This is a genomic window from Curtobacterium herbarum, from assembly GCF_016907335.1.
Taxonomy (GTDB): domain Bacteria; phylum Actinomycetota; class Actinomycetes; order Actinomycetales; family Microbacteriaceae; genus Curtobacterium; species Curtobacterium herbarum.
Genome location: NZ_JAFBBT010000001.1, coordinates 1,176,465 through 1,201,408 on the forward strand (window position 1 = coordinate 1,176,465; position 24,944 = coordinate 1,201,408).

The 24,944-nt window shown below is 68.5% G+C and carries 20 protein-coding genes and 1 tRNA gene; 16 read left to right on the forward strand and 5 right to left on the reverse strand.

Features of this window, described 5'->3' with window-relative positions:
- Positions 1-134 precede the first annotated feature (134 nt).
- Entirely contained in the window at positions 135-899 is a 765-nt protein-coding gene (locus JOD51_RS05785; protein WP_204607418.1) for a DNA methyltransferase, read from the forward strand.
- Here the strand turns inward: JOD51_RS05785 and JOD51_RS05790 are convergent, their stop codons facing one another.
- Positions 900-1,814 carry a hypothetical protein gene (locus JOD51_RS05790; RefSeq protein ID WP_204607419.1) on the reverse strand — a complete coding sequence of 305 codons (915 nt, stop codon included), beginning with the start codon at positions 1,812-1,814 and terminating at the stop codon, positions 900-902.
- A gap of 93 nt (positions 1,815-1,907) precedes the next feature.
- Between JOD51_RS05790 and JOD51_RS05795 the strand changes: the two genes are divergently transcribed.
- Positions 1,908-2,258: a hypothetical protein gene (locus JOD51_RS05795; RefSeq protein WP_204607420.1), complete on the forward strand. Its 351-nt coding sequence runs from the start codon at positions 1,908-1,910 to the stop codon at positions 2,256-2,258.
- A 180-nt stretch (positions 2,259-2,438) separates the two neighbouring features.
- Here JOD51_RS05795 and JOD51_RS05800 read toward each other — a convergent pair whose 3' ends face one another.
- The gene (locus JOD51_RS05800) at positions 2,439-2,888 is read right to left on the reverse strand and encodes a hypothetical protein (protein ID WP_204607421.1); all 450 of its coding nucleotides are present in this window, start codon (positions 2,886-2,888) and stop codon (positions 2,439-2,441) included.
- The gene (locus tag JOD51_RS05805; RefSeq protein WP_204607422.1) at positions 2,885-3,118 is read right to left on the reverse strand and encodes a hypothetical protein; all 234 of its coding nucleotides are present in this window, start codon (positions 3,116-3,118) and stop codon (positions 2,885-2,887) included. The genes JOD51_RS05800 and JOD51_RS05805 overlap by 4 nt, the downstream gene beginning before the upstream one ends.
- 1,478 nt (positions 3,119-4,596) lie before the next feature.
- Between JOD51_RS05805 and JOD51_RS05810 the strand changes: the two genes are divergently transcribed.
- The 3 genes from JOD51_RS05810 to JOD51_RS05820 all read left to right on the forward strand — a co-directional run bounded on the left by JOD51_RS05810 (position 4,597) and on the right by JOD51_RS05820 (position 7,988).
- Complete coding sequence (locus JOD51_RS05810; RefSeq protein WP_204607423.1) at positions 4,597-5,760, forward strand: hypothetical protein; 1,164 nt, start codon at positions 4,597-4,599, stop codon at positions 5,758-5,760.
- A gap of 141 nt (positions 5,761-5,901) precedes the next feature.
- Positions 5,902-7,503 carry an FtsK/SpoIIIE domain-containing protein gene (locus JOD51_RS05815; RefSeq protein WP_204607424.1) on the forward strand — a complete coding sequence of 534 codons (1,602 nt, stop codon included), beginning with the start codon at positions 5,902-5,904 and terminating at the stop codon, positions 7,501-7,503.
- Positions 7,504-7,514: 11 nt separating this feature from the next.
- Positions 7,515-7,988 (forward strand): hypothetical protein, encoded by a 474-nt coding sequence (locus JOD51_RS05820; RefSeq protein ID WP_204607425.1) that lies wholly within the window; start codon positions 7,515-7,517, stop codon positions 7,986-7,988.
- A 517-nt stretch (positions 7,989-8,505) separates the two neighbouring features.
- Here JOD51_RS05820 and acs read toward each other — a convergent pair.
- Positions 8,506-10,500, reverse strand: a complete 1,995-nt coding sequence (acs, locus tag JOD51_RS05825) for an acetate--CoA ligase (protein ID WP_204607426.1) — start codon at positions 10,498-10,500, stop codon at positions 8,506-8,508.
- A gap of 676 nt (positions 10,501-11,176) precedes the next feature.
- Between acs and JOD51_RS05830 the strand changes: the two genes are divergently transcribed.
- The 9 genes from JOD51_RS05830 to JOD51_RS05870 all read left to right on the forward strand — a co-directional run bounded on the left by JOD51_RS05830 (position 11,177) and on the right by JOD51_RS05870 (position 20,347).
- A complete protein-coding gene (locus JOD51_RS05830) occupies positions 11,177-12,421 on the forward strand; it encodes a TadA family conjugal transfer-associated ATPase (protein ID WP_204607427.1) in 1,245 nt (414 codons plus the stop codon).
- Positions 12,422-12,429: 8 nt separating this feature from the next.
- On the forward strand, positions 12,430-13,368 hold the full coding sequence (locus JOD51_RS05835) for a type II secretion system F family protein (protein WP_204607428.1): 939 nt from the start codon (positions 12,430-12,432) through the stop codon (positions 13,366-13,368).
- A gap of 144 nt (positions 13,369-13,512) precedes the next feature.
- Positions 13,513-13,707 carry a DUF4244 domain-containing protein gene (locus tag JOD51_RS05840; RefSeq protein WP_204607429.1) on the forward strand — a complete coding sequence of 65 codons (195 nt, stop codon included), beginning with the start codon at positions 13,513-13,515 and terminating at the stop codon, positions 13,705-13,707.
- 77 nt (positions 13,708-13,784) lie between these two features.
- Complete coding sequence (locus tag JOD51_RS05845; RefSeq protein WP_204607430.1) at positions 13,785-14,111, forward strand: hypothetical protein; 327 nt, start codon at positions 13,785-13,787, stop codon at positions 14,109-14,111.
- Positions 14,112-14,710: 599 nt separating this feature from the next.
- Positions 14,711-17,536 carry a type I DNA topoisomerase gene (topA, locus tag JOD51_RS05850; RefSeq protein ID WP_204607431.1) on the forward strand — a complete coding sequence of 942 codons (2,826 nt, stop codon included), beginning with the start codon at positions 14,711-14,713 and terminating at the stop codon, positions 17,534-17,536.
- Entirely contained in the window at positions 17,533-18,177 is a 645-nt protein-coding gene (gene tmk / locus JOD51_RS05855; protein ID WP_204607432.1) for a dTMP kinase, read from the forward strand. Before topA ends, tmk begins: the two co-directional genes overlap by 4 nt.
- Before the next feature lie 91 nt (positions 18,178-18,268).
- Entirely contained in the window at positions 18,269-19,411 is a 1,143-nt protein-coding gene (locus JOD51_RS05860; RefSeq protein ID WP_204607433.1) for a DNA polymerase III subunit delta', read from the forward strand.
- A gap of 160 nt (positions 19,412-19,571) precedes the next feature.
- Positions 19,572-20,228 (forward strand): TetR/AcrR family transcriptional regulator, encoded by a 657-nt coding sequence (locus tag JOD51_RS05865; RefSeq protein ID WP_204607434.1) that lies wholly within the window; start codon positions 19,572-19,574, stop codon positions 20,226-20,228.
- Positions 20,229-20,274: 46 nt separating this feature from the next.
- Positions 20,275-20,347, forward strand: a tRNA-Thr gene (locus tag JOD51_RS05870).
- A 94-nt stretch (positions 20,348-20,441) separates the two neighbouring features.
- On the opposite strand, the gene JOD51_RS05875 is transcribed toward JOD51_RS05870, so the two are convergent.
- Entirely contained in the window at positions 20,442-22,127 is a 1,686-nt protein-coding gene (locus JOD51_RS05875; RefSeq protein WP_204607435.1) for a glycoside hydrolase family 13 protein, read from the reverse strand.
- 231 nt (positions 22,128-22,358) lie between these two features.
- Here JOD51_RS05875 and JOD51_RS05880 point away from each other — a divergent pair, with 231 nt between their 5' ends.
- The gene (locus JOD51_RS05880) at positions 22,359-23,345 is read left to right on the forward strand and encodes a Gfo/Idh/MocA family protein (RefSeq protein ID WP_204607436.1); all 987 of its coding nucleotides are present in this window, start codon (positions 22,359-22,361) and stop codon (positions 23,343-23,345) included.
- 71 nt (positions 23,346-23,416) lie between these two features.
- Positions 23,417-24,925, forward strand: coding sequence for a D-alanyl-D-alanine carboxypeptidase/D-alanyl-D-alanine endopeptidase (dacB, locus tag JOD51_RS05885; RefSeq protein ID WP_204607437.1), 1,509 nt, complete (start codon positions 23,417-23,419; stop codon positions 24,923-24,925).
- Positions 24,926-24,944 lie beyond the last annotated feature (19 nt).

Below are 24,944 nucleotides of genomic sequence, written 5' to 3' on the forward strand. Positions count from 1 at the left end.
AGAGTCCCGAAGGACCGTATCGGCTCGGTCATGCGGTCCCCCGCGCGGGCGCGCCACGCCGGACGACGGGAACGGGAAGGGCACCGTTACGCGTCGCTCACGCATGGCAGGCGAGTGCTTGTTACGGTTGACCCATGACGCTCATCTCGCGCCCGGACCAGGACCTCGATCAGCCGGCCTCGCTGCCTGAACCGACCGCCCTCCCGATTCGTTCCGCGCGACGTCAGAGCGGGGCGGCTACCAACGACCTCGTCATGTCCTCGAGCGCGGGCAACAACGCCGACGTCTTCCCTGACATCCTCGATCTGTATGTGGACCACGGCGCGACGGTCGCAGACGTAACCTTCGGCAACGGGGCGTTTTGGTCCAAGGTTGATCGCACCGACATCACATTGCTGGCGACCGACCTGCGCGACGGGGTGGACTGCCGTGATCTGCCCTACGAGTCCGGCAGCATCGACGCCGTAGTGCTCGATCCGCCGTACATGCACACTCCGGGTCAGGGTGCGCACGTCGGTCACCAGAACTTCGAGAACTACTACCGCAACAACGCGACTCAGAGCACCTCAGGAGCGAAGTACCACGAGGCGGTCCTCGAACTGTACTTCGACGCCGCTCGCGAGGCCTTGCGTGTCCTACGTGACGGCGGAATGTTCATCGTGAAGTGCCAGGACGAGGTCTGCGCGAACAAACAGCGTCTCACTCACGTTGAACTCATCAACGAGATTGAGCCGATGGGCTTCCAGACCGAGGACCTTTTCGTCGTGACCCGTCTGACGAAGCCAGGCGTGAGTCGTCAGATCCGCCAGCGTCATGCTCGAAAGAACCATTCCTACTTCCTCGTGTTCTGGAAGGCTCCGAAGACGCGACGCTGGCCCGGTCGAATCGAGTCCGACTAGCTAGTCTGTCTCGGCCATCGCCTGTTCAACCTGGGTCTCCATCGAAAGACTCGGTTGGGCGATCTCGTCGTACTCGTAGAAGAAGTCCGCGAACGGCTTGACCTCGAGGAACGGGTACCGCTCGCGCAGCTTGCGGTACTTGTCCGGCACGTCGAAGTAGTACACCCGATGCAGTTGCGCGATGTACATTTGGTAGGCCGTCCACTGGTCGGGCAGGCATACTTCTGTCACCGTGTTGTCCGCGGTTTGACGGTTCGTCTCCGCAAGCACGACGAGCAGGCCGCGGAACCGGTTGACACCGTGCATGCCGTCGAGCACACGCTGATGCGCCCAAACCTGGATCACTCGCTCGCGGGTCGAGGCTTTCACCGGAAGGTGAATGCGGCTGCGGTTAGGGCCGAGGTCGAACACGAAGTCGGTCGGCAGGGACATCTGCAGGTCGAGTGTCGGCACGGTGATCTGTCGCGAGGGGATGGCGTCGAAGGCGGTCGCGGCGAGGTGTCCCACGAAGAACTCGAGGAACGACCCCGGCGACTTTCGGTCACCGTTCTTCGTGATGTCGGTCACGGCCGGGAAAGCGATAGCGGCGCTGTAAAGGGCGGCGTGCAGGTCCAACGGGTCGGACGGAACCTCGCCGCGTAGAAGCGCCTCCACCGTCGTCACAACCTCGTCCACGTCATCGAGGAAGAAGCCCTCGTTGATTGCGCGCGACGCGCGGGTGCCGTACTCGAAGCCGAAGTAGGTCTTGCCCGGCACCTTTGACGTGATCGGCGCCTTCGTCGCGTTGTCTCGCAGGAAGGCGAGCGAGCCGGCGATGCAGTCGAGAAGCTTCGGCGACAGCGCAGGGAGTCCAAGGTCTCGCTTCGCTGCTTGCTGTAGAGCGCGGTACGAGGGTTCGAGCGGAGCGGGAGCCATGACCACAGTCTGCCGCACGGCGCGGGTTCGGAGTGGCGTGGCACACGGCGGCACTGACGAGTCTTGATCGAACGAGGTCGATAGGCTCGGGCCATGAGCTTAAGCCGATCACTACGCGAAGCAGACCTGAGCGTGCAAGAGAAGGTCGGTGCCTTTGCCAAAGCACTTGACATCGCGGACGCTGAACAGTGGTACCGCGGCCGAGAATCTTTGAAATCCGGCGGCGACACTTCCCCCACGGTACGCTTTCACGCAGAGCTTCTCGAACAAGTCGAGCAGCTCCTCGATGCAAGGACGACCGCCCACGCCCTGGACAGCCTGCTTCTCGACCGCGACGACGACGCACCGGATCTGACTGCTTGGGCCTTGCGTATTCGGGAGGCGGCCCGCATCGCGCGCGTCCCCCTGGCGAAGATCGTCCAGTTGGTCCGCAGCGAAGAATAGCGTCCCACAACGAAGAAGCCCCCTACCGTTCGAGGCAGGGGGCTTCGTGCATGTTGAGGTCAGGCGTCGTGGCCCTCGCGAGGAAGGCACGGTGCGTCCTGTTCGAGCACCCACTGTCGCCAGCTTCGAGCGCTGATGGCGTCCACGCACAAACGGGTGAGGTCACGATCGATCATCGGTTCACCTCCTCGCGTCGAGTTGTGCCAGGAGACGAGCGTGCGGGTAGGGACCGTCGTCGTGTGCACGCCATCGAAGGTCGTCCACGATGAGTTCAGAGTGGAGGTCCGCCCACAAGGCGGGCGCGACCTCGATCAGCAAGTCAAGGGGATCGCCACCCGGAACGGTCCAAGTGCCGACCTGCACCTCATCCAGCAGCCAAAGTTCGGACAGACCTCCGTAGAGCCGGTCGGCTTCGTGATCCATCACCCCGACCGGCAGCCCTGCCCCTCGCGTACTGAGAGCGTTTGAGACACGCGAGGTGGGGAGGAACGAGTAGTAGGCGTTGGTTCGCTGCACGAGCAAGTGCTCGTCCTCGTCCGGCCAACAAGTCGGCGGTGGAGCAGGACGGGTGACCTGGCCCGCCGCTACGCGCATGACAGCTAGCGTCAGAGTCTCCATCGCATTGGTCATCGCTGCGTGTCCTTCACGTATCTGGTGTAGGCCTTCTCGCAGACGATCCAAGCTCGGTAGGCGGTAACTGACTTCGTCATCACTTCAGGATGCGAGGACAGCGCGTCGTAGCGTCCCGTCGTGAGAGCCGATGCCACGGCCATGCGTTGCCGCTCGGAAGCGAAGTAGCGGTCGCGAGCACGAAGGGCTTGGAGTGCGAGGCGGGCAAGTTTCGGATCGGACGTGGTCAAGGTGTCTCCTTCCCGGAAGTGTTGAAGTGGGTGTAGCTATCGGTAGTACGGATAGGCAAGCGGATACACGGCTCCCTATGGTGGCGACCCGTAGCTCGTTTCTCGCACCCGTCCGAGTCGCCCACCCTAGGTTCCAGTGACCCAGAAAAGCCAGGTGCGTAGCGTCCCTCTAATCGAGCTTGCAAAGGTGTACACCTCCACCGCTCTGCCGGTTCTTTCGGCGGGCACCTTACTGCTTCGCCACTTCCCTACCAGCCGAGTGCAAGGCGCTGGTTGTGCGAAGGGTGCCCGGACGCGGGTCTTTACGTGAAGGGCGGGGCGCTCATCTCGGAGAGTTCAGCAAAAGACACGTCCACTACAGACCCCAATATGCCCAGTCAGGTCAAACTCTCAACGTGATCACCTCAATCGTTCGCGTCGCCTCTCACAGCGACGAGTTTCTATATCGGCTTCTCTAACGACCGCCCCCGTCGCGAGAGCACGAGCGCAACGGGGGCGGGAGGAAGCCGGGCGGTGTGAGAGTCAACCGGCGACCTTGAATCGAACGAAGTGGATTCGTAGTCTTCTATCAACTCGAGTTAAAAAAAGCCTGCCGTTCGAGAGCCAGCCGGAAGGTGCGCACCCTCAGCGCGTAGTTCGCGCGAAGGTTGGGCTGGTCACCGGCGAAGGTGCAGACCGACTTGCTACGGCCACCGATCGTGCGCGAACGGAGTGCTGGCGACGGTGTGCACCGTCAACGTTCGCTTGCCACTTGGGTGTGCACGCCTTCGCCAGTAACTGACACCGGAGTGTGCGCACCTTCGCCAGTGCTCGCGAGAGAGAGTGTGTGCACTTTCGCTGCCAGCGTGATTAGAAGGGTCGCCTAGGAACGTGCGACACCTTCACGAGTGTGCGACACGTTCTCGTCGGAGCGACCAAACGTCGAGTGTCTGCACCTTGACGAGCGTGCGACACCTTCGTGTTGCTAGTTCTCGGACTGGGGTCGCTTGTCGTCCCAGTCCACCGGCACGGAAGTTTGAAGGGCGTGCCGTCGCCCTTTCAAGTGTGCAAGGTCGGGTGCTTCACAAAGCATCGAGCAGGTTCAAGAAGGGGGCACCCCTCGAAACGAGTCGTGTTCCGTAGTCGAGGCTCTATCGACAGAGACGACTCATGGCCCCGTGATGAGAGCGGAACCAAACAGCGCTAGCGAGATGTGGTCGGAGGTTCAGAAGCTTGCAGAAGTGGATGAGTCCCTTGAGATAAGGGATATAGGGATCGAGCTTTTACAGGGGTCCAGGGGACGACGTTTCCGGTCGGCGAAGCCGAAAGGCAAGATTACCGCGCCGAAAAATCAAAAGGCGACGTGTGGTTCCAAGGGGTGTCCCGTCGCTTCAGCTCGACGCTAGTACGGTCGGTAGGTTCTTCGAAAGCTGCTCCGAGTCTGAACCGTCGAGTTAAAGCGATATTGCGAACTCGACGGTTCAACCCAGGAGCAGATCATGACCGATTCACCCATCTTCAACCCGATGCTCGATGAGGACGACGACGAGCAGGTCGTCGCCGGTCCGCGAGTTGTCCTACCGCGCAGCGACGCGAACCGCCCGACGCCGGTGCATCGTGAACCCCGCTTCGGTGAGAAGGGTTTCGGTAAGGGCAAGCCGCACCCGCACAGAGGTACCCCTCGCGCTCGTGTAACTGAGAACGATGCGCCGCTTCTCGCCTATCTCAACGAGGTTCAGGTTGCGACCACCGTCGCAGCCTCCACCGTCCTCCGCGCACGTGAGAGCCGCGTATCAACCGGTGGTCGCATGCTGACGCCGGACGGGATGCACGACAAGCTGAAGCGTCTCGAAAAGCTCGGCATGGTTCAGGCAACGTACTCCCGGGATGATCGCGTCTCCCTTCTGTGGGGTGTTACGGAGGCGGGGATTGCGGCGGCACAGCGCTTCGGGTACCTCCTGGAGGACTCGCAGCCGAATCAGTACGTGCTGAAAGACATGAAGCGACGCACCCAAAATCACTACCGGGCCATCGCACAGGTAGGGGCGAACTTCATCGGCGGGGTCTACTCCAAGAAGCTCGGCATCGGCCCGGTGACAGTCGATCAACTCATCAGCGAACCGAGGATGCGCCGCGAACAGCGTCCGATCCAGAAGATGCTCGAGGCGCGGGACAAAGACAACCCCGGTTTCGGCACATGGCGCGAGCGCACCCTCAACCAAGCGGCGACCGAAATCGGGGAGGGCAAGCTGGCAGTCGGAGACCTGCTCCTGAAGTACCCAGAGTTACGCACCATCGGTCGTCCGAACGCCGACCCCACCTCGCCGCGGTTCAAGGACGCTCACTGGCCGGATCTGGTGATCGACCTGGACAAGAACCGATCCTCGCTACGAGGGAAATCGCTGCTGATCGAGGTCGAGCTGTCGAACAAATCGTGGCGCGAGCTAGAGATGATTCTCGCCACTATGGCGAAAGAGGTAGCCCGTCCGGTTGTGTACGAGCGGGTGGTTTACTTCACCGCTCAAGAGTCCATCGCGAAGCGCATCCTGCAGGCCGACAAGAATGCTGGACTCAATCTGGTCGAGTCAGGGAAGCTCCTCATCCTGCCGATCGAGGATCGCTTCGGCACTCCGTTCAAGATCCTAGACACGATTGCGGACTGACATGCCCGGACCGCGATTTACCGACGCTGACTTCACGGCGGACGAGCTTGCTGAACTCATCGTGATCAGCGAGTTCCTTCGCATCAACATGCCCGAAGACCTACAGAACGATCCTGCGGATAGCGGGAAGGAGGACCAGTGATGGAAGAGCTGCTAGACAACATCGTCCCGGTGGTGATCGGCTTGCTCGTAGTGATTGTTGTGATGACTGTCGGTGGCCGCCTCCTGATCGGCAAAGGCGTTCGGTTCCTAGCGTTGTGGAAGTTGCCCGCGGAGGAACGAGAGGCGTTCTCGATCAAACAGGAACTGCTGGAACACCCTGACGTGATCGAGCTGTACGCGCCGACAGACCGTTTCCAGAAGCGTCACGACCCCGAGAAGAAGAAGCGTAAGCAGGTGCACTGGCTCTCGCCGTACCCGAAGGCAGTGAAGCTTGCGAACAAGAGGCCTCGACGTGAGAGCAAGAAGGCTGTCACCCTCGTACGGTCACAGGTGCACGCCGCGGCCTCATGCATCACCGTCGCCGCGCTGCCGGACCACGAACAACCGGCCAACGCCGGACCGGAGCACTTCTCGATCACGTTGAAGCTGGCCGGGTCCGCCGAGGCGAAGGTGCGCAACCTCGCAGCAGTAATCAAGTCCCAACTCGGGCTGCACTCGCTAGACCCTGCCGACGCGGAGGACTACTCGTCCGTACGGTTCATCGCCCATCGGGTGGCGCCGGACGACCGACTCATCAGCATGAAGAAGACCGCTGCGTTCCTCGATGAGCACCCAGTGTCGGACGACCTCGCGTCCATCCCTATGGCTGTGAAGGCAGACGGAAGCGTTTGGTCACTCGGTACCCATCACACCCTGGTGCTCGGCAGCACTGGCTCCGGTAAGGCTGGCCCTCTTCACGCTGTGATCCGGCAGCTTGCTCCGGCGCAGGCGCAGGGGCGAGTGAAGCTCTATGGGGCTGATCCGAAGCACGACGAGCTACCGCACTACGAAAGCTCCTCGCTTTTTGTGGACCTGGCCTACGGCACGGCGAAGATTGCCGAGATGATCGAGACGGTTCACACGCTCATGATGACCCGGCTTCGAAGCACGAAGGCAGACATCGAGTCGGGGGACCTGGGACGATCCAGGGCCTACACGCCGGAGAACCCGTTGATCATCCTGATCATCGACGAGATTCTCTCGCTGCTCCTCGATCTGCAAGGTCAGCGTGGCATGGCGAAGTACATCACCTTGCTGACCCAGATCCTGGCACTCGGCCGCGCCCCGGGAGTGTTCGTAATCGCCGCCACTCAGGAGGCGGACAAGGAACTACTCGGTCGTATGCGTGGCAACTTCGTGAACAAGATTGTCCTGCGCCAGCCTTCGGTCTACTTCAACGATCTGTTCCTCATGGACGGTGGCCCCGCCGCCGCGGAAGGGTTCGACTCGACCAGAATCCCTGCTGCGCTGAAGCAGAACGGCTACCGCACCGCGGGGATCGGGTTCGTGAAGGAGGAGACCGGACAGCCGGTACGGGTGCGCTTTGCCTACAGCAGTGATGAAGACATCATCGACGTGATCATGGCACATCGTGCGAAGGGTGATGGGCTGCGCTCGGCTCTGGCGGCGATAACGGCCGAGCCGGATGAGCCGTTGACCGAAGCGTATGACGACCTCGATGAGAGCTTCGGGTTCATCGAGGTCCCCGACGAGGAAGACGACAAGAACGACGACGAACTAGCGCTACCGGCGCTTGATTAGGAGGAAGGATCATGACCAGACAGAGGAAGAAGTGGAGTGCAACCCGTGCGCGTCAGATGGAGACAATGGGCTACACGGTGGACGAGGTAGAGCTGAACGCTGACGGAACATTGACCACGCTCGCGCGGTGGCCGTTCTTCGATGGGATGCAGCGTATGGGCCTCATCATGAACGACGACGAGGAGCTGCTGTGGCGGCGAGGTGCAACAATCTGGGCCGAAGACAGCGTTAACCGCAAGGGGAAGGTGCGCCGACGCAGTGTCTACCAGCGCCGAACGGAGATCGGTGATTTCGACAGCGGATACCGGAACTTCGGCGTGCTCGGATCGATCGAACGCGCTGGGGGAGTGACCATCCCCGACGGTTGGAGCGGGTCGAGCCAGGACCTTGCGGACTTCTCGGGTCTCTCACTGGAGAGCATCGCTGACCTGACCCAGATGAGCACCGACGAGTTGGACAACCGCGTCTGGAACGTGACGGCCTGACGCGACACAGAAAGAACCCCCGCTTGGCCTCTGTTCCAAGCGGGGGTTCTGTATGAGCAGCGCCCATCCCTTCAACGAAAGGAATATCGCGCCATGCTCAAAACGGGCGGAACTCCCACGGCAGGTGAGCACTTGGGTGAGCACCTTGGGATGAGCAATCGGCCGCCGCAGCGGCGCGCAGACCGAGCAGCCGCTTGCGGTGAGCACGAGCAGCTTCGATGGTGAGTGCGTGCGGGGTGACCGGACACGTTGGGTCTGAGCAGTGAGCAGCGTGACCGGTCCTACGGTCGATGTGAATGAGCACGATTGCCTCCTGAAGTGTGAGCAATCGCCATATCGCCGTGGACGCGGTGAGCGGCCGTCAAAGCGCGCTACGGCGTCACGGACGTGATTGTGCAACGACAGCCGTTTCGTCCGTTAGAACGCAAGCTAGCGCGAGTGAGAGGGTGCTCACCGCCGACCTGTCGGTCACTCGTGTCGCGGTGACCGCTCACGCAGTGAGCAGCGGTTTACTCGCTCATCGTTTGCGAGCCGTGTGCTGTTGCAACGCGGTGAGCACGGAGGTGTCCGCGAGGGTCGTGGTGTCGCCCACTGGTCGGCCTTCGGTCACTGCTCTGAGCAAGCGACGCACGATCTTGCCGGATCGCGTCTTCGGCAGCTCGTCCACGATGAACACGTCTCGAGGCCGAGCAATAGGACCGATTCGTTTCGCGACCCATGCACGCAGGTCCTGCACGAGCGCATCACGATCGGTGATCGAGGCCTGGGCCTCCTCCGTGATACATACCCAAGCGACAACCGCCTGACCGGTCGTCTCGTCGGCCGCTCCGACGACGGCTGCCTCGGCGACGCCCTCGTGACCGACCAGTGCCGACTCGATCTCGGCCGTGGACAGGCGGTGGCCGGAGACGTTCATGACGTCGTCGACGCGTCCCTGCACCCAGATGTCGCCCTGGCCGTCCAGCCGCGCACCGTCGCCGGCGAAGTACCGGCCGGGGAAACGTGACCAGTAGGTCTCGACGAAGCGGTCCGGGTCGCCCCAGATCCCGCGGGCCATCGCCGGCCACGGTTCGGTGATCGTGAGGTAGCCGCTGCCGCCCGGGTCGACGCGGTGGCCGTCGTCGTCGACGATCTCGGCGACGATGCCGGGCACGGGCGTCTGTGCCGCGCCGGGCTTCAGCTTCGTGACACCGGGCAGCGCGGAGATCATGATGCCGCCGGTCTCGGTCTGCCACCAGGTGTCGACGATCGGCGTGCGGTCGTGTCCGATGACCTGGCGGTACCACTGCCAGGCCTCGGGGTTGATCGGTTCGCCGACGCTGCCGAGCAGGCGCAGGGTCTCGAGGCTGCGCGCCTCCGGGATCTGGCGGCCGGCCTTCATCGCCGCGCGCACGGCGGTCGGCGCCGTGTAGAGGACGGTGACGCCGTACGCGTCCACCAGGTCCCACCAGCGGCCTGGCTTCGGCTCGTCGGGGGTGCCCTCGTAGAGGACCTGCGTCACGCCGTTCGCGAGCGGGCCGTAGACGACGTAGGTGTGACCGGTGATCCAGCCGATGTCGGCGGTGCACCAGTAGACGTCCTTCTCCGGGTGCATGTCGAACACGTTCTTGTGCGTGTACGCGGCCTGGGTCAGGTAGCCGCCCGAGGTGTGCACGATGCCCTTGGGCTTCCCGGTCGTGCCCGAGGTGTACAGGATGAAGAGGGGGTTCTCGGCGGGGAACGCCTGCGCCTCGTGCTCGGGAGCGGCGGCGGCGAACTCGTCGTGCCACCAGCGGTCCCGGTCGGTCCAGTCGATGTCGTTGCCGCCGCGCTGGACCACGAGGACGTGCTCGACGCTGTCGGTGCCCTCGCCCTGCAGGGCCTCGTCGACCGCGGGCTTGAGCGGCGAGACGGCGCCGCGCCGCCAGCCGCCGTCGGCCGTCACGACGACCTTCGCCCCGGCATCCTCGATGCGGGCGCGGAGGCTCTCGGCGCTGAACCCACCGAAGACGACGGAGTGGATCGCGCCGAGGCGAGCGATCGCGAGCATGGTGACCACGGCCTCCGGGATGAGCGGCAGGTACACGACGACCCGGTCGCCCTGCCCGACGCCGAGGCCCGCGAGCATGTTCGCCGCGCGCTGGACGTCGGCCGTCAACTGCGCGTAGGTGATGGTGCGGGTGTCACCGTTCGCGCCTTCGAAGTGGATGGCGACCCGTTCACCGTTGCCGGCGCGGACGTGCCGGTCGAGGCAGTTCTCCGCCACGTTCAACTCGCCGTCCGCGAACCACCGGGCGAACGGGGCCGCCGACCAGTCGAGCGTGCTCGTGAACGGTGTCCGCCAGTCCAGCATTAGACGGGACTGCTCGGCCCAGAACGCCACCCGGTCAGCGCTGGCGGCGTCGTGCAGACTGCTGTCGGCGACCGCGTCGGCCACGAACTCCGGGGACGGCGGGAAGGTCGTCTCGTCGTCGGGAGTCCGGTCCGTGCGGGTCTGATCGGTACGGGTGTGGTCCTGCTGCGGAATCGTCATCGATGTCCTCTCGTCTCGTCCGCCGGGGGCGCGGTCGGACCACCGAGGCAGTCGTCGACCGGGCGCCTTCGGAGACTACTCCGGGCGCAACGGCCGCCGAGGCGCCTGTGGACAACTCGCTCACCACGGATGCTCGGGTCCGGTCCGGTACAGCCGGATGGCCGATCCACGCAAACGATCGCGTTCTCCGGTCAGAGGTGTCGTCGCATCCCGTTCCTGGGGTACAGTTGTTCCTGCCGGGCTCGTTCCCGGTGGCGCCGGCCAAGATTCCCCCCAATCCGCCGGTGTCCTGGCGGCACCCGTTCCCCCCAACAGGTGCCGCCTCTTCTTTTTCCCGCGGTTCCCTCATCTGCAGGGATGTCCGTGAGGTGGGCTCGGCCCGGCTCGATCCGCGCAGGTACGCGGAACGGTGGACAGAACGGTCCACCGGCGAGACGCTCCGCGGTGTCCCGCCGCGTGCGGTGCCGGTGGTGTCCGTACGTTCCGTGTCCCCCTCTTTGTGGACCGGCGCCGGCCCCGGAATGTGCGGCTCACGACCATGGACAGGGCGCGAGGACGGGGTACGGTCCACAAGATCGGGGTACAAGCCCGTCACGTCGAGGTGCAGTGACTGCACTCTCCACCGATCCGATCGGGAGGCCCGACCAGCGCCGTTCCCGTCCGTACCGTCATCGACATGCACCGGCATCGCGCACCGTTCCTGCCCGGCACCCCTCCACCGGACCACCGGCGGCACGCCGCCGCGCTCGTCGACTTCGAGGAGCTCGCACCCCTCGTCGCCGACGGCCGGGTCACCGACGTCCTCGTCCTCGGGGGACGCGGGGTCTGGACCGACCGCGGGAGCGGGCTCACCGCGGTCAGCGGCCTGGTCCTGTCCGAGACCCGGACGCGTGACCTCGCACGGTCGCTCGTCGCCCGCGGCGGCCGCCACGTCGACGAGACCACACCCTGCGCGGACGTCCGACACGGGGACGGCATCCGCGTCCACGCGGTCCTCGCCCCCGTGAGCGTCCTCGGCACCGCGATCTCGATCCGACTGCCGCAGGACGCCGTGCCCACGATCGCCCGACTCGTCACCGGTGGCTTCTTCCAGCAGGTGCCGCGGGACGTCGTCGAGCGTGCCGTGCACGAGCGGTGGAACGTCCTGGTCACCGGGGCGACCGGCAGCGGCAAGACGACCCTGCTCGCGGCGATGCTCGGCCTGGTCCCGACCGACGAACGGATCGTCACGGTGGAGGACGTCGCCGAACTCCGGATCGACCACCCCCACGTCGTCGCGCTCGAAGCACGCCAGGCCAACGCGGAGGGCGCAGGCGCGCTCGGCACCGAACGGCTCCTCCGCGAAGCGCTCCGGATGCGGCCCGACCGGATCGTCGTCGGCGAGTGTCGGGGCGCCGAGATCCGGGAACTCACCTCGGCGCTGAACACCGGGCACGACGGGGGAGCGGGGACGGTCCACGCGAACGGGGTCAGCGACGTCGCGGCGCGGCTCGAGGCACTCGGGGCGCTCGCCGATCTCACCCCGGAGTCGCTCGCACGGCAGGCGGCGAGCGCGTTCGACCTCGTCCTGCACGTGGAGCGTCGGAACGGGGTCCGGCGCCTCGCCGAGGTCGGGCGGTTCGGGGTCGACCGGTTCGGGCGGCTCGAGGTGGTGCCCGTGTCGGTCGCCGCGAGCGGCCTGGTGGGGGTTCCCGGGCTGCCGAGACGGCTCGGAGGCCCCGGCGGGGAACGGGCTCGGCGGGCGCGGGTGCCGGCGGTGGCTCCCGTCGGCAGCCGCAGCGACGTGCTCGGCGGACAGCGCCGCACCGGGTCCGGCGGTGGTGTCGGTGGCGTCGGCGCGGACCCCGGCGCCGACCAGGGTGACTCGGTGCCGGAACGGCCGCGCGCTGGCGGCGCACATCGACGGGCCCGCGGCGCGTGACGGAGCGCGTGACGCGGACCGATGACGCGCTCGCCGTGGCGCGGGCGGTGGATCGCGTCGCCGTGCTCGTCGCCGCCGGGGTGCCGCCGCCCCGGGCACTGGCACTCGTGGCCGGGCTCGGTGGCGGTGGCGGTGGCGGCGGCGATCACGACACGGTGTCGTCCGCGAGTCGGTCCTCGTCCTCGGGCAGCTTGCCGTCCTGGGGTTCGTCGTCCTGGGGTCCGTCGTCCTCCGGCTCGTCATCCTCGGGGCGATCCGAGGTCGACGGTGTCCTCGACGTCGCGGGCCGGACCGGAGCGCCCGTGGTCCCCGCACTCCGAGCACTCGCCGGAGCGCTACGTGACCGGGCCGCGGCGGAGCGAGCGGTGCGCACGGCCCTCGCCGGACCACGGGCCAGCGCCCGCGTGGTCCTGGCGTTGCCGTGGTTCGGCGTGCTGCTCGGCTCGGCGTGGGGCGTCGACACCGTCGGCGTGCTCACCCGGACCCCGCTCGGCTGGTCCTGCGTCGTCGTCGCCTCGGCGCTCGTGGCGGCGGCCGTGCGGTGGAGCAGACACCTGCTCGCAGCGGCTGCCGACACCGGCGGCACGCCCGGCCTGCTGCTCGAGATCTGGGCCGTCGCACTGTCCGGCGGCGGTGCATGGTCCGATGCGGCCCGCACCGTCGCGGCGGTCCACGGCGACCGGGACTGGCCCGAGGCGGACCGGCAGCGTCTCGCCGAGACCCTCGCCCTGGCCGACCAGGCGGGCGTCCCCGCGGCCGGGCTCCTCCGTGCCGCTGCCGTCGACCGCCGTGCCGACGCAGCTGCCGAGTCCCTGGTGCGGGCGGAACGGCTCGGGGTGCGGTTGGTGCTGCCACTCGGGGTGTGCGTCCTGCCGGCGTTCGTGTGCGTCGGGGTGGTGCCCGTCGTGCTCGGCATCCTCTCCTCCACATCCGCCGGACTCCACTGACCTCTGCACGGACCGGTCCGACGGCCCCTTGCCGGAGTCCGCCGTCGCCGAGGGTGGAGTCCGGTCACGGCACGGCGGACACGTCGCCCCGGGGCCACCGCCGAGCACCGGATCGACCGGTGCCACAAGAGAGAGGAACGACTCATGCACGAACACCATCAGCCGAGCCCGATCCGACTGCGGACCCGGCTGTCGGACGACCGGGGATCCGCGACGGCCGAGTACGCGGTCGTCATCCTCGCAGCGGTCGCCTTCGCCGGGGTGCTCGTCGCGGTCATGCGCTCCGGAGAGGTCCAGGCGATCCTCACCGACCTCGTCCGGACGGCGCTGACTCCGTGAAGAGCGCTCACCCCATGAAAGAGGAACAGCGTGTGCTCCTCGGCCGAGATCGTCACCGGGATCGCGGCTCGGTCACCGTGGAGTTCGCCCTCGCGCTGCCGGTCGTCGCTGTCGTCCTGGCCGTCGGGATCGCCGGAGTGGTCGCCGTCGACGGACAGGGGCGGTTGCAGACGGCCGCCGCCGTCGCTGCTCGGGCCGCGGCACGCGGCGACGACCCGGCCGCACGACAGAGCCTCGAGCAGGCCGACGCCGAGTCGGTCCGGGTCGAGCGCGCGGCGGGCCTCGTCTGCGTCCACGCCGGACGACCCGCCGGCACCGGGCCGTTCTCCGGCATCGTGCTGCGGGGGGACAGTTGCGCGGTGGACGAGGCCGCCGAGGGCGCAGCGACCGGTGACCCGTCCTGATGCCCATCACGTCGACGACGTCGACCAGACAGTCGAACGGGCGGCCGAGCGGCGAGCCGACCCGCCGGCCGACCGGTGACCAGGGCTCGGCCACGGTCATGCTCGTCGCGGTCCTCGCGGCGGTCACCCTCGTGGCCGGATCGCTCCTCGGCGCAGCCGGACACCGCGTCGGAGCCGCTCGTGCTCGGGGCGGAGCCGATGCGGCAGCGCTCGCCGCGGCCGCAGCGGTGATCGGCCTGGTGACCGATGCGCCCTGTGCCGCTGCTGCGCGCCTCGCTCGGGCCAACGGCGTCGTCCTCGTCGGGTGCGATGTCGACGGCGCGGTCGCCCGCGTCGAGGTGGCTGCGGGGTCGGTTCCGCTGTCCGCGCACGCGGTCGCAGTCGCCGGTCCGAGCCCCGCACCAGCGACCGTCGGCCGACGCGCCGTCGGCGGTCCGGGCGGCCCGGCCCCGAGCGGCGGACTCGCTCCGGCTCCACCGGCCGTCCCCACCGGAGTGTGTATGGTGTGCCTGTCGGCCCGCCGGTCACCGAATTCCCGGACGACCCGGACGCTTCCACGACGTCCGTCGGCCGATCAGCACCATCGATCAAGGAGACACGTGCCAGGCACGAAGAAGCTCGTGATCGTCGAGAGCCCCGCGAAGGCGAAGACGATCGCGCAATACCTCGGCGACGGATACGAGGTCCAGGCGTCCGTCGGACACATCCGTGACCTCGTCGAGCCCAAGAACCTGCCGGCCGAGCTCAAGAAGGGCTCCCTCGGCAAGTTCTCGGTCGACGTCGACAACGGGTTCGAGCCGTACTACGTCGTCTCCGATGCGAAGAAGAAGACGGTCGCCGACCTCAAGCGTGCTCTGAAGGACGCCGACGAGCTCTACCTCGCAACAGATGAAGACCGCGAAGGCGAGGCCATCGCGTGGCACCTCCTCCAGGTGCTCAAGCCCAAGGTCCCCGTGAAGCGCATGGTGTTCCACGAGATCACCAAGGAAGCGATCCAGCGCGCCCAGGAAGCCACACGTGAGCTCGACACCGCGCTGGTCGACGCCCAGGAGACCCGCCGCATCCTCGACCGCCTCTACGGGTACGAGGTCTCGCCGGTCCTCTGGCGCAAGGTCGGGCCGGGGCTCTCCGCCGGTCGTGTGCAGTCCGCGGCCACCCGCCTCGTCGTGGACCGTGAGCGCGAACGGCTCGCGTTCGTCTCGGCCAACTACTGGGACCTGACGGCCCGCTTCGAGAAGTCCGACGAGGGCACCTTCACGGCTCGTCTCGCCCGGATCCACGGCAAGCGCGTCGCCTCCGGTCGTGACTTCGACGACCAGGGCCAGACCACGTCCGACGTCGTCCGTCTCGACGAGGCCTCCGCGAGTTCGCTGTCCGCGGTCCTCGACCGTGCCGGCGACGCCGTCGTCCGCAGTGTCGAGTCGAAGCCGTACACGCGCCGACCGGCCGCTCCGTTCACCACGTCGACGCTGCAGCAGGAAGCCGCGCGCAAGCTGCGCTTCTCGGCCCGCCAGACGATGAGCGTCGCGCAGTCGCTGTACGAGAACGGCCACATCACCTACATGCGTACCGACTCCGCGTCGCTCTCGCAGCAGGCGGTCACCGCGGCCCGCAAGCAGGCGACCGCGCTCTACGGCGCGGACTCGATCCCGGCGAAGCCCCGGTCGTACGCGGGCAAGAGCAAGAACGCGCAGGAGGCCCACGAAGCGATCCGCCCCGCCGGTGACACGTTCAAGACGCCGTCACAGATGGAGGGTGTCCTCCGCGGCAACGACCTGCGCCTCTACGACCTCATCTGGAAGCGCACCGTCGCGTCGCAGATGGCCGACGCCAAGGGCTCGACCGCGTCGGTCGTGCTCGGGATCGCATCGACGGAGCCGGTCGAGGGGCTCGCGAGCACCGCGACGGGCACGGACGTCGAGTTCACCGCGTCCGGCACCGTCATCACCTTCCGTGGTTTCCTCAACGCCTACGAAGAGGGCCGCGACGAAGAGCGCGCCTCCGGCGACTCCGCTGACGACGCGAAGCTGCCGCAGATGGCCGAGGGCGACCACCTCGGTGTGTCGGACGTCGCCGCCAAGGGGCACGACACCTCCGCACCCCCGCGCTACACCGAGGCCAGCCTCGTGAAGACGCTCGAAGAGCTCGGGATCGGACGCCCGTCGACCTACGCTGCGATCCTCTCCACGATCGTGGACCGTGGGTACGTGACGCAGCGTGGCACCGCCCTGGTGCCGAACTGGATCGCGTTCAGCGTCGTGCGTCTGCTCGAGGACTACTTCGGCGACCTGGTGCAGTACGACTTCACGGCCGAGATGGAGAACGACCTCGACCGGATCGCCAGCGGCGAGGAAGACCGCGTCGACTGGCTCAAGGAGTTCTACTTCGGTGGCGGTGACCAGCGCGGTCTCCGTACGGTCATCGACAACCTCGGTGAGATCGACGCCCGCGAGATCAACTCGGTGGAGCTCGCGCCGGGCCTGACCCTCCGCATCGGTCGGTACGGCCCCTACATCGAGACCCCGAGCGACGACCCGGAGAAGCCGCGACGGGTCAACGTGCCCGAGGACATCGCGCCGGACGAGCTGACCCTCGACAGGGCCCGCGAGCTCGTCGAGGCCCCGGTCGTCAGCGACCGCGTGGTCGGCATCAACCCGGCGACCGGCAAAGAGGTCCTCGCGAAGGACGGCCGCTTCGGTCCGTACGTGACCGAGCGCACCCCCGAGCCCGAGCCGACCGTCGACCCGGGTACGGGTGAGGTCCTGGCAGCCGAGCCCGAGCCGGTCGCAGCAGCTGCAGCGGTGACCACCACGGCGACGGGCACCAAGGCCGCCACGAAGACGACTGCCACGAAGACGACCGCCACCAAGACCGCCGCCGCGAAGAAGGCCCCCGCGAAGAAGAAGGCCGCCGCGCCGAAGGAGCGCACGGCGTCCCTCTTCAAGTCGATGGACCCCGGATCGGTCGACCTCGAGACCGCGCTGAAGCTCCTGGACCTCCCGCGCGTCGTCGGGAAGGACCCGGAGTCCGGTGACGAGATCACCGCGCAGAACGGGCGCTACGGGCCGTACCTCAAGAAGGGCACGGACACCCGGACGCTCCCGAGCGAGGACGCGATCTTCGACGTCGACCTGCCCGGAGCCCTCGAACTCTTCGCGCAGCCGAAGTACGGCGCCAAGCGTGCCGCCAGCGCTGCGCTCAAGGAGTTCGACGCCGACCCGGTGTCGGGCAAGGCGATCAAGGTGAAGGACGGCCGCTTCGGTCCGTACGTCACCGACGGCGAGACGAACGCCACGATCCCGCGCGGTGAAGAGGTCGAGACCGTGGACTTCGAGCGTGCCGTCCAGCTCCTGGCGGACAAGCGCGCCAAGGGTCCGGTCAAGAAGAAGGCACCGGCCCGCCGCGCCCCCGCGAAGAAGAAGTGAGCACGGACGGCACCGACCGCGGCTGGTTCATCACCCTCGAGGGTGGTGACGGCGCGGGCAAGACCACACAGGCCGAGCGCCTCGAGCAGTGGCTCGGGGCGCACGGCCACCGTGTCGTCCGGACCCGCGAGCCCGGTGGTACCGACCTCGGCCAGCGCATCCGCGAGATCGTCCTGCACGACCGCGGCCACGTCACACCCCGGGCCGAGGCTCTGCTCTACGCCGCCGACCGCGCACACCACGTCGAGACGGTCGTCCGTCCGGCCGTGGCCCGTGGCGACGTCGTCCTGCAGGACCGCTACATCGACTCGTCGGTGGCGTACCAGGGTGTGGCGCGCGGCCTCGGCGCCGACCACATCCGTTCCGTGTCGGACTGGGCGGCGGACGGCATGACGCCGGACCTCACGGTGCTGCTCGACCTGGACGTCAGCATCGGGCGAGCACGCGTGGCTTCGGCCCGCGGTGACGTGTTCGATCGCCTGGAGTCGGAAGCGGCCACCTTCCACGAGACCGTCCGACAGGCGTTCCTCGACATGGCCAGTGCCGAGCCGCAGCGGTTCCTGGTCGTCGACGCAGCCGAGCCGGCCGACGTCGTGCAGGAGCGGATCCGCGCGGCCGTCGCGGCCCTGGTCGGCGCATGACATCCCGCGACGCAGCAGCCGACCGACCGACACCCGACCGGCCGACAGTCGACCAGCCGGCGCCGTCGGTGGAGCCTGGGAAGATCGACGCGTGAGTGTGTGGGATGGCCTGACCGGGCAGGAAGAGTCCGTGGCGGCCCTGCGGAGCGCCGCCGAGTCGACCGACGGCACGGGCGGCATGACGCACTCGTGGCTGATCACCGGCCCTCCCGGTTCCGGGCGTTCGAACGTCGCCGCGGCCTTCGCGGCCGCCCTGGTCGGCAACGGTCCGGACGACGACCACACCCTCCGCCTGATCACCGCGGGAACCCACCCCGATGTCGCCCGGCTCACCACCCAGCGGGTCATCATCACGATCGACGAGATCCGGCAGCTGGTGACCTCGTCGCACTTCTCGCCGTCGGTCGGCCGGTACCGTGTGCTGATCGTCGAGGATGCCGACCGCATGACCGAGCGGACCTCGAACCTGCTGCTCAAGGCGCTCGAGGAGCCGCCGGAGCGCACGGTGTGGATCCTCTGCGCCCCGAGCGAGGCCGACCTCCTGCCGACGATCCGGTCCCGCGTCCGGTCGGTCCGGCTGCGGGTGCCGGGCATCGAGTCCGTCGCGGACCTCATCGTGGCCCGGACCGGCGTGGACCGTGTCCTCGCGACCGACGCGGCCCGCCAGGCCCAGAGTCACATCGGGATGGCGCAGCGTCTCGCCACGAGCGAGGACGCCCGCGACCGCCGTCGTCGGACGCTGACGACGGTCCTTGCGATCCGCAGTGTCGGCGATGCCGTGAACGCCGCGGCTGCGCTCCTGGCCGTGGCGGACGAGGACGCCAAGGCGATCACTCTCGAGCGCGACGCGGAAGAGCGTGACGCCGCCCTCCGGTCGCTCGGCGTGCAGCCGGGCGGCACCGTCCCCCCGGCCCTCCGCTCCCAACTGCGCGTGCTCGAGGAGGACCAGAAGCGCCGGGCGACCCGCAGCCTCCGCGACGGCCTGGACCGCATCCTGGTCGACGTCTCGTCGCTCTACCGGGACCTGCTGCTGCTCGGGCTCGGCGCCCCCACCGAACCGGTGAACCTGGCGATCCGACACGACCTCGAGCGGGCGCTGCCGTCCGTGCCTCCCGCAGCGGCGCTCGAGGTGCTCGACGCGATCGCGACGGCGCGGCAGCGGATCGGCGCGAACGTCGCCGCACTCCTGGCGCTCGAGGCGCTGCTCGTCACGATCGCCCGCGCCGTCCGCTGACGACGTGCCGTCCGCTGACGACGTGCCGTCCGCTGACGACGTGCCGTCCGCTGACGACCCGGACCAGCCGAGACCAGCGGCGCCGGGACCTCGACGCAGCCTGGGCATCCCGACAGGGTTCTCATGCTGAGCGCGATGGTCGACGTGGGAGGATCGCCCCATGACCGACGCTGCACCGGGCCTCCGCGAACGGAAGCGCCGCGCCACCCGCCTGGCGATCCAGCAGGCCGCGCTCCGCATCGCGATCGAGCACGGGCTCTCCGCGGTCACCGTCGACGAGGTCTCCCGGCGCGCGGACGTGTCGCCCCGGACCTTCTTCAACTACTTCCCGAGCAAGGAACAGGCGATCCTCGGCGACGACCCCACCCTGCCGCAGGGGCAGGACCTCGAGGCCTTCGTGGCCGGCGGTCCGTCGGGGGAGCTGCTCGCCGACCTCGGCACCCTGCTCGTGCACTCGGCGCACGAGCTCATCGACGAGCGTGGGCTGATCGGCGAACGGCAGCAGGTCCTCCGAGCCAACCCGGAGCTGTTCAGCCAGCGGATGGCGTCGATGAAGGAGTTCCAGGCCGGCATCCAGAGCGTCGTCGAGCAGCGACTTCGGCGTGAGGACGGCATGCCCCCGGCCAGCGGCGCACCGACGACGCCGGCCGACGACGAGGTCCGCCGCCGCGCGCGGCTGGCGTCCCTCGTCGGCATGGCGGCCCTTCGTCACGCCTGGTGGGAGTGGTCCGAGTCCGATGCCGACGCACACCTCGTCGACGAACTCGAACGCTCCTTCGCCGACCTCGGCGCGCTCGTTTCGCGCTCCCTGGTCTGATCCTGTACAGTGATTTCTCGTGCCGCTCCGGATCTCCGGGGCGTCCGCCGCCTTAGCTCAGTCGGTAGAGCGATTCACTCGTAATGAATAGGTCGTCGGTTCGATTCCGACAGGCGGCTCCGACACCCCCTCGTTCCTCCCGGAGCGAGGGGGTTCTTCGTTCCCGAAGCGCCACGCACGCAGACGTGCCCCCGGCTCCCCCCGGGAGGCCCGTCACCGGCACTCGTGCACGCGCGCCTCCCACGGACGCAGCACCCCGGCGACCGGCGCCTCGCCGAGGTTCCCCAGCACCAACGCCCCCACGCGCCTCCCGACCGCCTCCGGCAGCTCCAGGTCCGACGACGACAGGTTCGCGACGACGACGAGCGGTGCCTCGTCCGCGTCCGCCGATGCCCTGGTGAACGCCCAGAGCGCAGGGTGTTCCGGCTCGAGCAGTGTGAAGCCGCCGAGCCGGACGGTGCGGGAGCGGTGTCGCAGGTCGATGAGTCGACGGTGGTGCTCGTACACCGAGCGCGCACCCGCTGCCCGGTCGCCGGCGACGGTGACCCGCGGCCACCCCTGTCCCATCCCGATCCAGGGTTCGGCGGTGGAGAACCCGCCGGCGGGCCCCCGGTCGTCCCAGGGGATCGGTGTGCGGGCGTTGTCCCGGCTGCGGAAGGCGAGGGCCTCGAGCGCCTCGGACTCGGGCATGCCGCGGCCGACGGCGCCGCGGAACCAGTTCAGCGACTCGATGTCCCGGTACTCGTCGAGGCTCGTGAAGCCGGCGTTCACCATGCCGATCTCGTCGCCCTGGTACACGTACGGGGTGCCGCGGTGCAGGTGCAGCACGGTGGCGAGCAGGGTGGCGGACTCGTACCGGAAGGCGAACGGGTCGGACGTGCCCGCACCGACTCCAGCTGCTGCCCCGAACCGGGACACCGGCCGCGGCTGGTCGTGGTTCGACAGGTACAGCGAGTTCCACCCGCGGTCCTCGAGCCCGGTCTGCCACCGGGCGAGGGACCGCTTGAGCGTCGGCAGGTCGGTGTCCTGCCGGGTGAACTTCGACGCGGGCGCGTGGTCGAGGCCGACGTGCTCGAACTGGAACACCATGTCGAGCTCGTGGCGTTCCGGGTCGGTGAACAGGGCGGCGTCCTCGACGGTGACGCCGGGCATCTCACCCACGGTGAGCAGGGCCTCCCGACCGGCGAAGACACGGTCGTGCATCTCCTGCAGGTGCTCGTGGATCCGCGGCTGCATGACGTACGCGTCGCTGTCGCCGGAGAGTGCGTCGTCGTCCTTGGCGATGTGGTTGATGACGTCCATCCGGAAGCCGTCGACGCCCCGGTCCAGCCAGCGGTTCATCATGTCGTACACGGCGGCGCGGAGGTCGGGGTTCTCCCAGTTCAGGTCCGGCTGCTGCGGCGTGAACATGTGCAGGTAGTACTGACCGGTGCCGGGGTGCCACGACCAGGCCGGTCCGCCGAACGCGGCACGCCAGCCGTTCGGCTCGTGGCCGTCGACCGGGTCACGCCAGATGTACCAGTCGTGCTTCGGGCAGGTGCGGGACTGCCCGGCCGCACGGAACCAGGGGTGCTGGTCGCTGGAGTGGTTGACGACCAGGTCCATCACGAGCTTCATGCCGCGCTGGTGCACCTCGACCAGCAGAGCGTCGAACTCGTCGATGGTGCCGAACAGCGGGTCGATGTCCTCGTAGTCGGCGATGTCGTAGCCGTTGTCGGCCTGGGGCGACCGGTAGACCGGCGACAGCCAGACGACGTCCACGCCGAGGTCGGCGATGTGGTCCAGGTGCCGTCGCAGCCCGGCGAGGTCGCCGACGCCGTCGCCGTTCCCATCGGCGAAGCTCCGCGGGTAGACCTGGTAGACGACGGCTCCCGTCCACCACGGTTCCGGTCCGGTCACGGCGCCTCCTCGCGTCTGTGCGCGCCCCCGGCGCGCTTGCCCACCAGTGCATCGGACTGGAGGCCCGTCCCGCGTTCCGGTGTCGGGCCTCCGGTCACGCCGGCTGGTGATCCGCACGGTACGCTCCGCGTCCTGACGACCGGTGCACGGAACGACCTGTGGAGTGGCGATCCGTCCACAGGTCGCCGGTCTCGCCCCGATCGCTGCGGGTGCTGCTGGTAGACACGACGCATGGCCATCCGATGGGGAGTACTCGGGACCGGCGGCATCGCCCGGTCCTTCGTCCGTGACTGCACCGCCGCGGGGGTGGTGTTCACCGCGGTCGGTTCCCGGAGCGACGGGTCAGCGCGGTCCTTCGCCGACGAGCACGGCATCCCGCGTGCGCACGGTGACTACGCCGCCCTGGTGGCCGACGACGCCGTCGACGCGGTCTACGTGGCGACCCCGCACTCCCGCCACGCCGAGGACGCCCTGCTCGCGATCGCCGCCGGCAAGCACGTCCTGGTCGAGAAGGCCTTCACGATCACGGCGGAGGAGGCCCGACGGGTCCGCGACGCCGCGCGCGACCGCGGTGTCCTCGTGATGGAGGCGATGTGGAACCGCTTCCTGCCGCAGACCGCGATGATGCGCCGCGTCCTGGCCGAGGGCCGGATCGGCACGCCCCGCCTGGTGCAGGCGACGCACCACCAGGCGCTGCCGACCGACCCGCGGCACCGGCTCAACGACCCGGCGCTCGGCGGTGGCGCGCTGCTCGACCTCGGCGTGTACCCGGTGTCGTTCGCGGTCGACGTCCTCGGCGTGCCGACCGCGGTCGCGGCGTCCGGCACCCTGAGCGACCAGGGTGTGGACACGCAGATGGGCATCGTCATGACCCATCCGGGCGGTGCGCAGTCGACCGTGCACTTCGCGCTCGACCTCCGCAGCCCGAACAGCGCCTCGATCATCGGCACCGCGGGCCGCATCGACCTCGACCCGACCTGGTGCACGCCGACCACCTGGCGCATCCGGGACGCCGACGGCGCCGTCGTCGAGCAGTTCGACGGGCGCGAGGAACTGGCCGGCTACCACCACGAGGCCCGCGCGTTCGAAGCGGCGGTCACCGCGGGGGTGCCCGAGGACAGCACGACGCACATCGACCACACCGTCGCGATCATGGCCGTGATGGACGACGCCCGGCGGCAGGTCGGGGTCCGCTACCCGGCCGACGGCACCGACTGAGCACCCCGCAGCCCGCCGACTGACGACGGTGGGTCTGGAGGCTCGGGCCCGCGTCTCGTAGGATCGCCTGGATGTCTCCGCAGTCACCGCAGCCGCCCGTCGGCGGCCCCGTCCACCGTTCCGTGGCTGCCCTGCGCGCCTCCGTCCGCCGGAAGCCCGTGCCGTGGGCGGTCGGTGGACTCGTCGTCGCTCTCGCGGTCGCCTCCGGCGGTGTCGTCGCGGTGAACGCAGCGACTGCGGACCAGCCGCGCGCGGCGGGGTCGGCCAGCGCCTCCCGGACGCCCCTCGCCACCCGGACACCGACGTCGTCCGCGACGCCGGAGCGGACCCCGACGGCCACGCCGACCGCGAAGCCGACGGCGACCCCGACACCGACCCCGTCGGCGCAGGCCGCCGCCCGCACCTGCTCGGTCGCCGGAGCGGCGTCGGCCAGCGGGCTCGGTCGTTTCGAGGGCTACGTGATGAACGCGGCCACCGGCGAAGAGCTGTTCTCCCGCGACGGCGGCACGCCCGCGCAGACCGGCAGCGTGATGAAGACCCTGACGAGTGCGACCGCGCTGGCGGTCCTCGGCGGCGGGCACACCATCCCGACGACCGTCACCGACGAAGGGGGCGGCACCATCGCCCTCGTCGGGCACGGCGACGCGACCCTGACGGCGGGCCGCGGCACGGTCTACCCGGGGGCGCCGAGCCTCGGGCAGCTCGCGCAGCAGGTGAAGGCGCGACTCGGCAACACACCGGTGACGACGATCGTCGCCGACGGCACCTGGTGGAGCGCGGCCGACGCGTGGGATCCGACCTGGCCGGTCAGCGAGCGGACCATCGGGTACCAGCCGAACGTGACCGCGCTCATGGTCGACGGTGACCGGGCGAACCCGGCGGCGGCGACCTCCCCGCGGTCCCAGGACCCGATCGGTCGGGCGGGTGTGGCCTTCCGCGCGGCGCTCGCGGACGCCGGCGTCGTCGGCGCCTCGACCGCGCAGGTGACGCAGCGCGCGACGACCTCGCAGAACACCATCGCCGAGGTGCAGTCGCAGCCGGTCTCGACGCTGATCGGGCAGATGATCCCGAACTCGGACAACACCCTCGCCGAGATGCTCGCCCGGGTCTCGTCGAAGCAGGCCGGTGCCGGGGGGACAGCGGCGTCGCTGACCAGCGTCTACAGCAACGCCCTCCGTGGGTACGGCGTGGACCCGTCCGGCATCCGGATCGTCGACGGCTCCGGTGAGAGCGCGTCGAACGCGGTGTCGCCCTCGTTCGTCGCGCACCTGATGGTCCCGGTGACCCGGGGCGACAAGGGCCTCGGCACGCTCGCGCAGGTGCTGCCGGTCGCCGGGGTGTCCGGCACACTCTCGAGCCGGTTCACCGGGGCGAACGCGGTCGCGCGCGGCAAGGTGCACGCGAAGACCGGGTGGATCGACAGCGCGAACACCCTCGGCGGCTACATCGACGCCGCCGACGGCACGAAGCTGACCTTCGCGTTCTACGCGATCGGGTCGCCTCGGGCGGCGGCGCTCCCGGCACTCGACACGGTCACGGCCGCGGTCTACCGGTGCGGAGGCTCGCTCACCGGCTCCTGACCCGACGGGTGTTGGATGG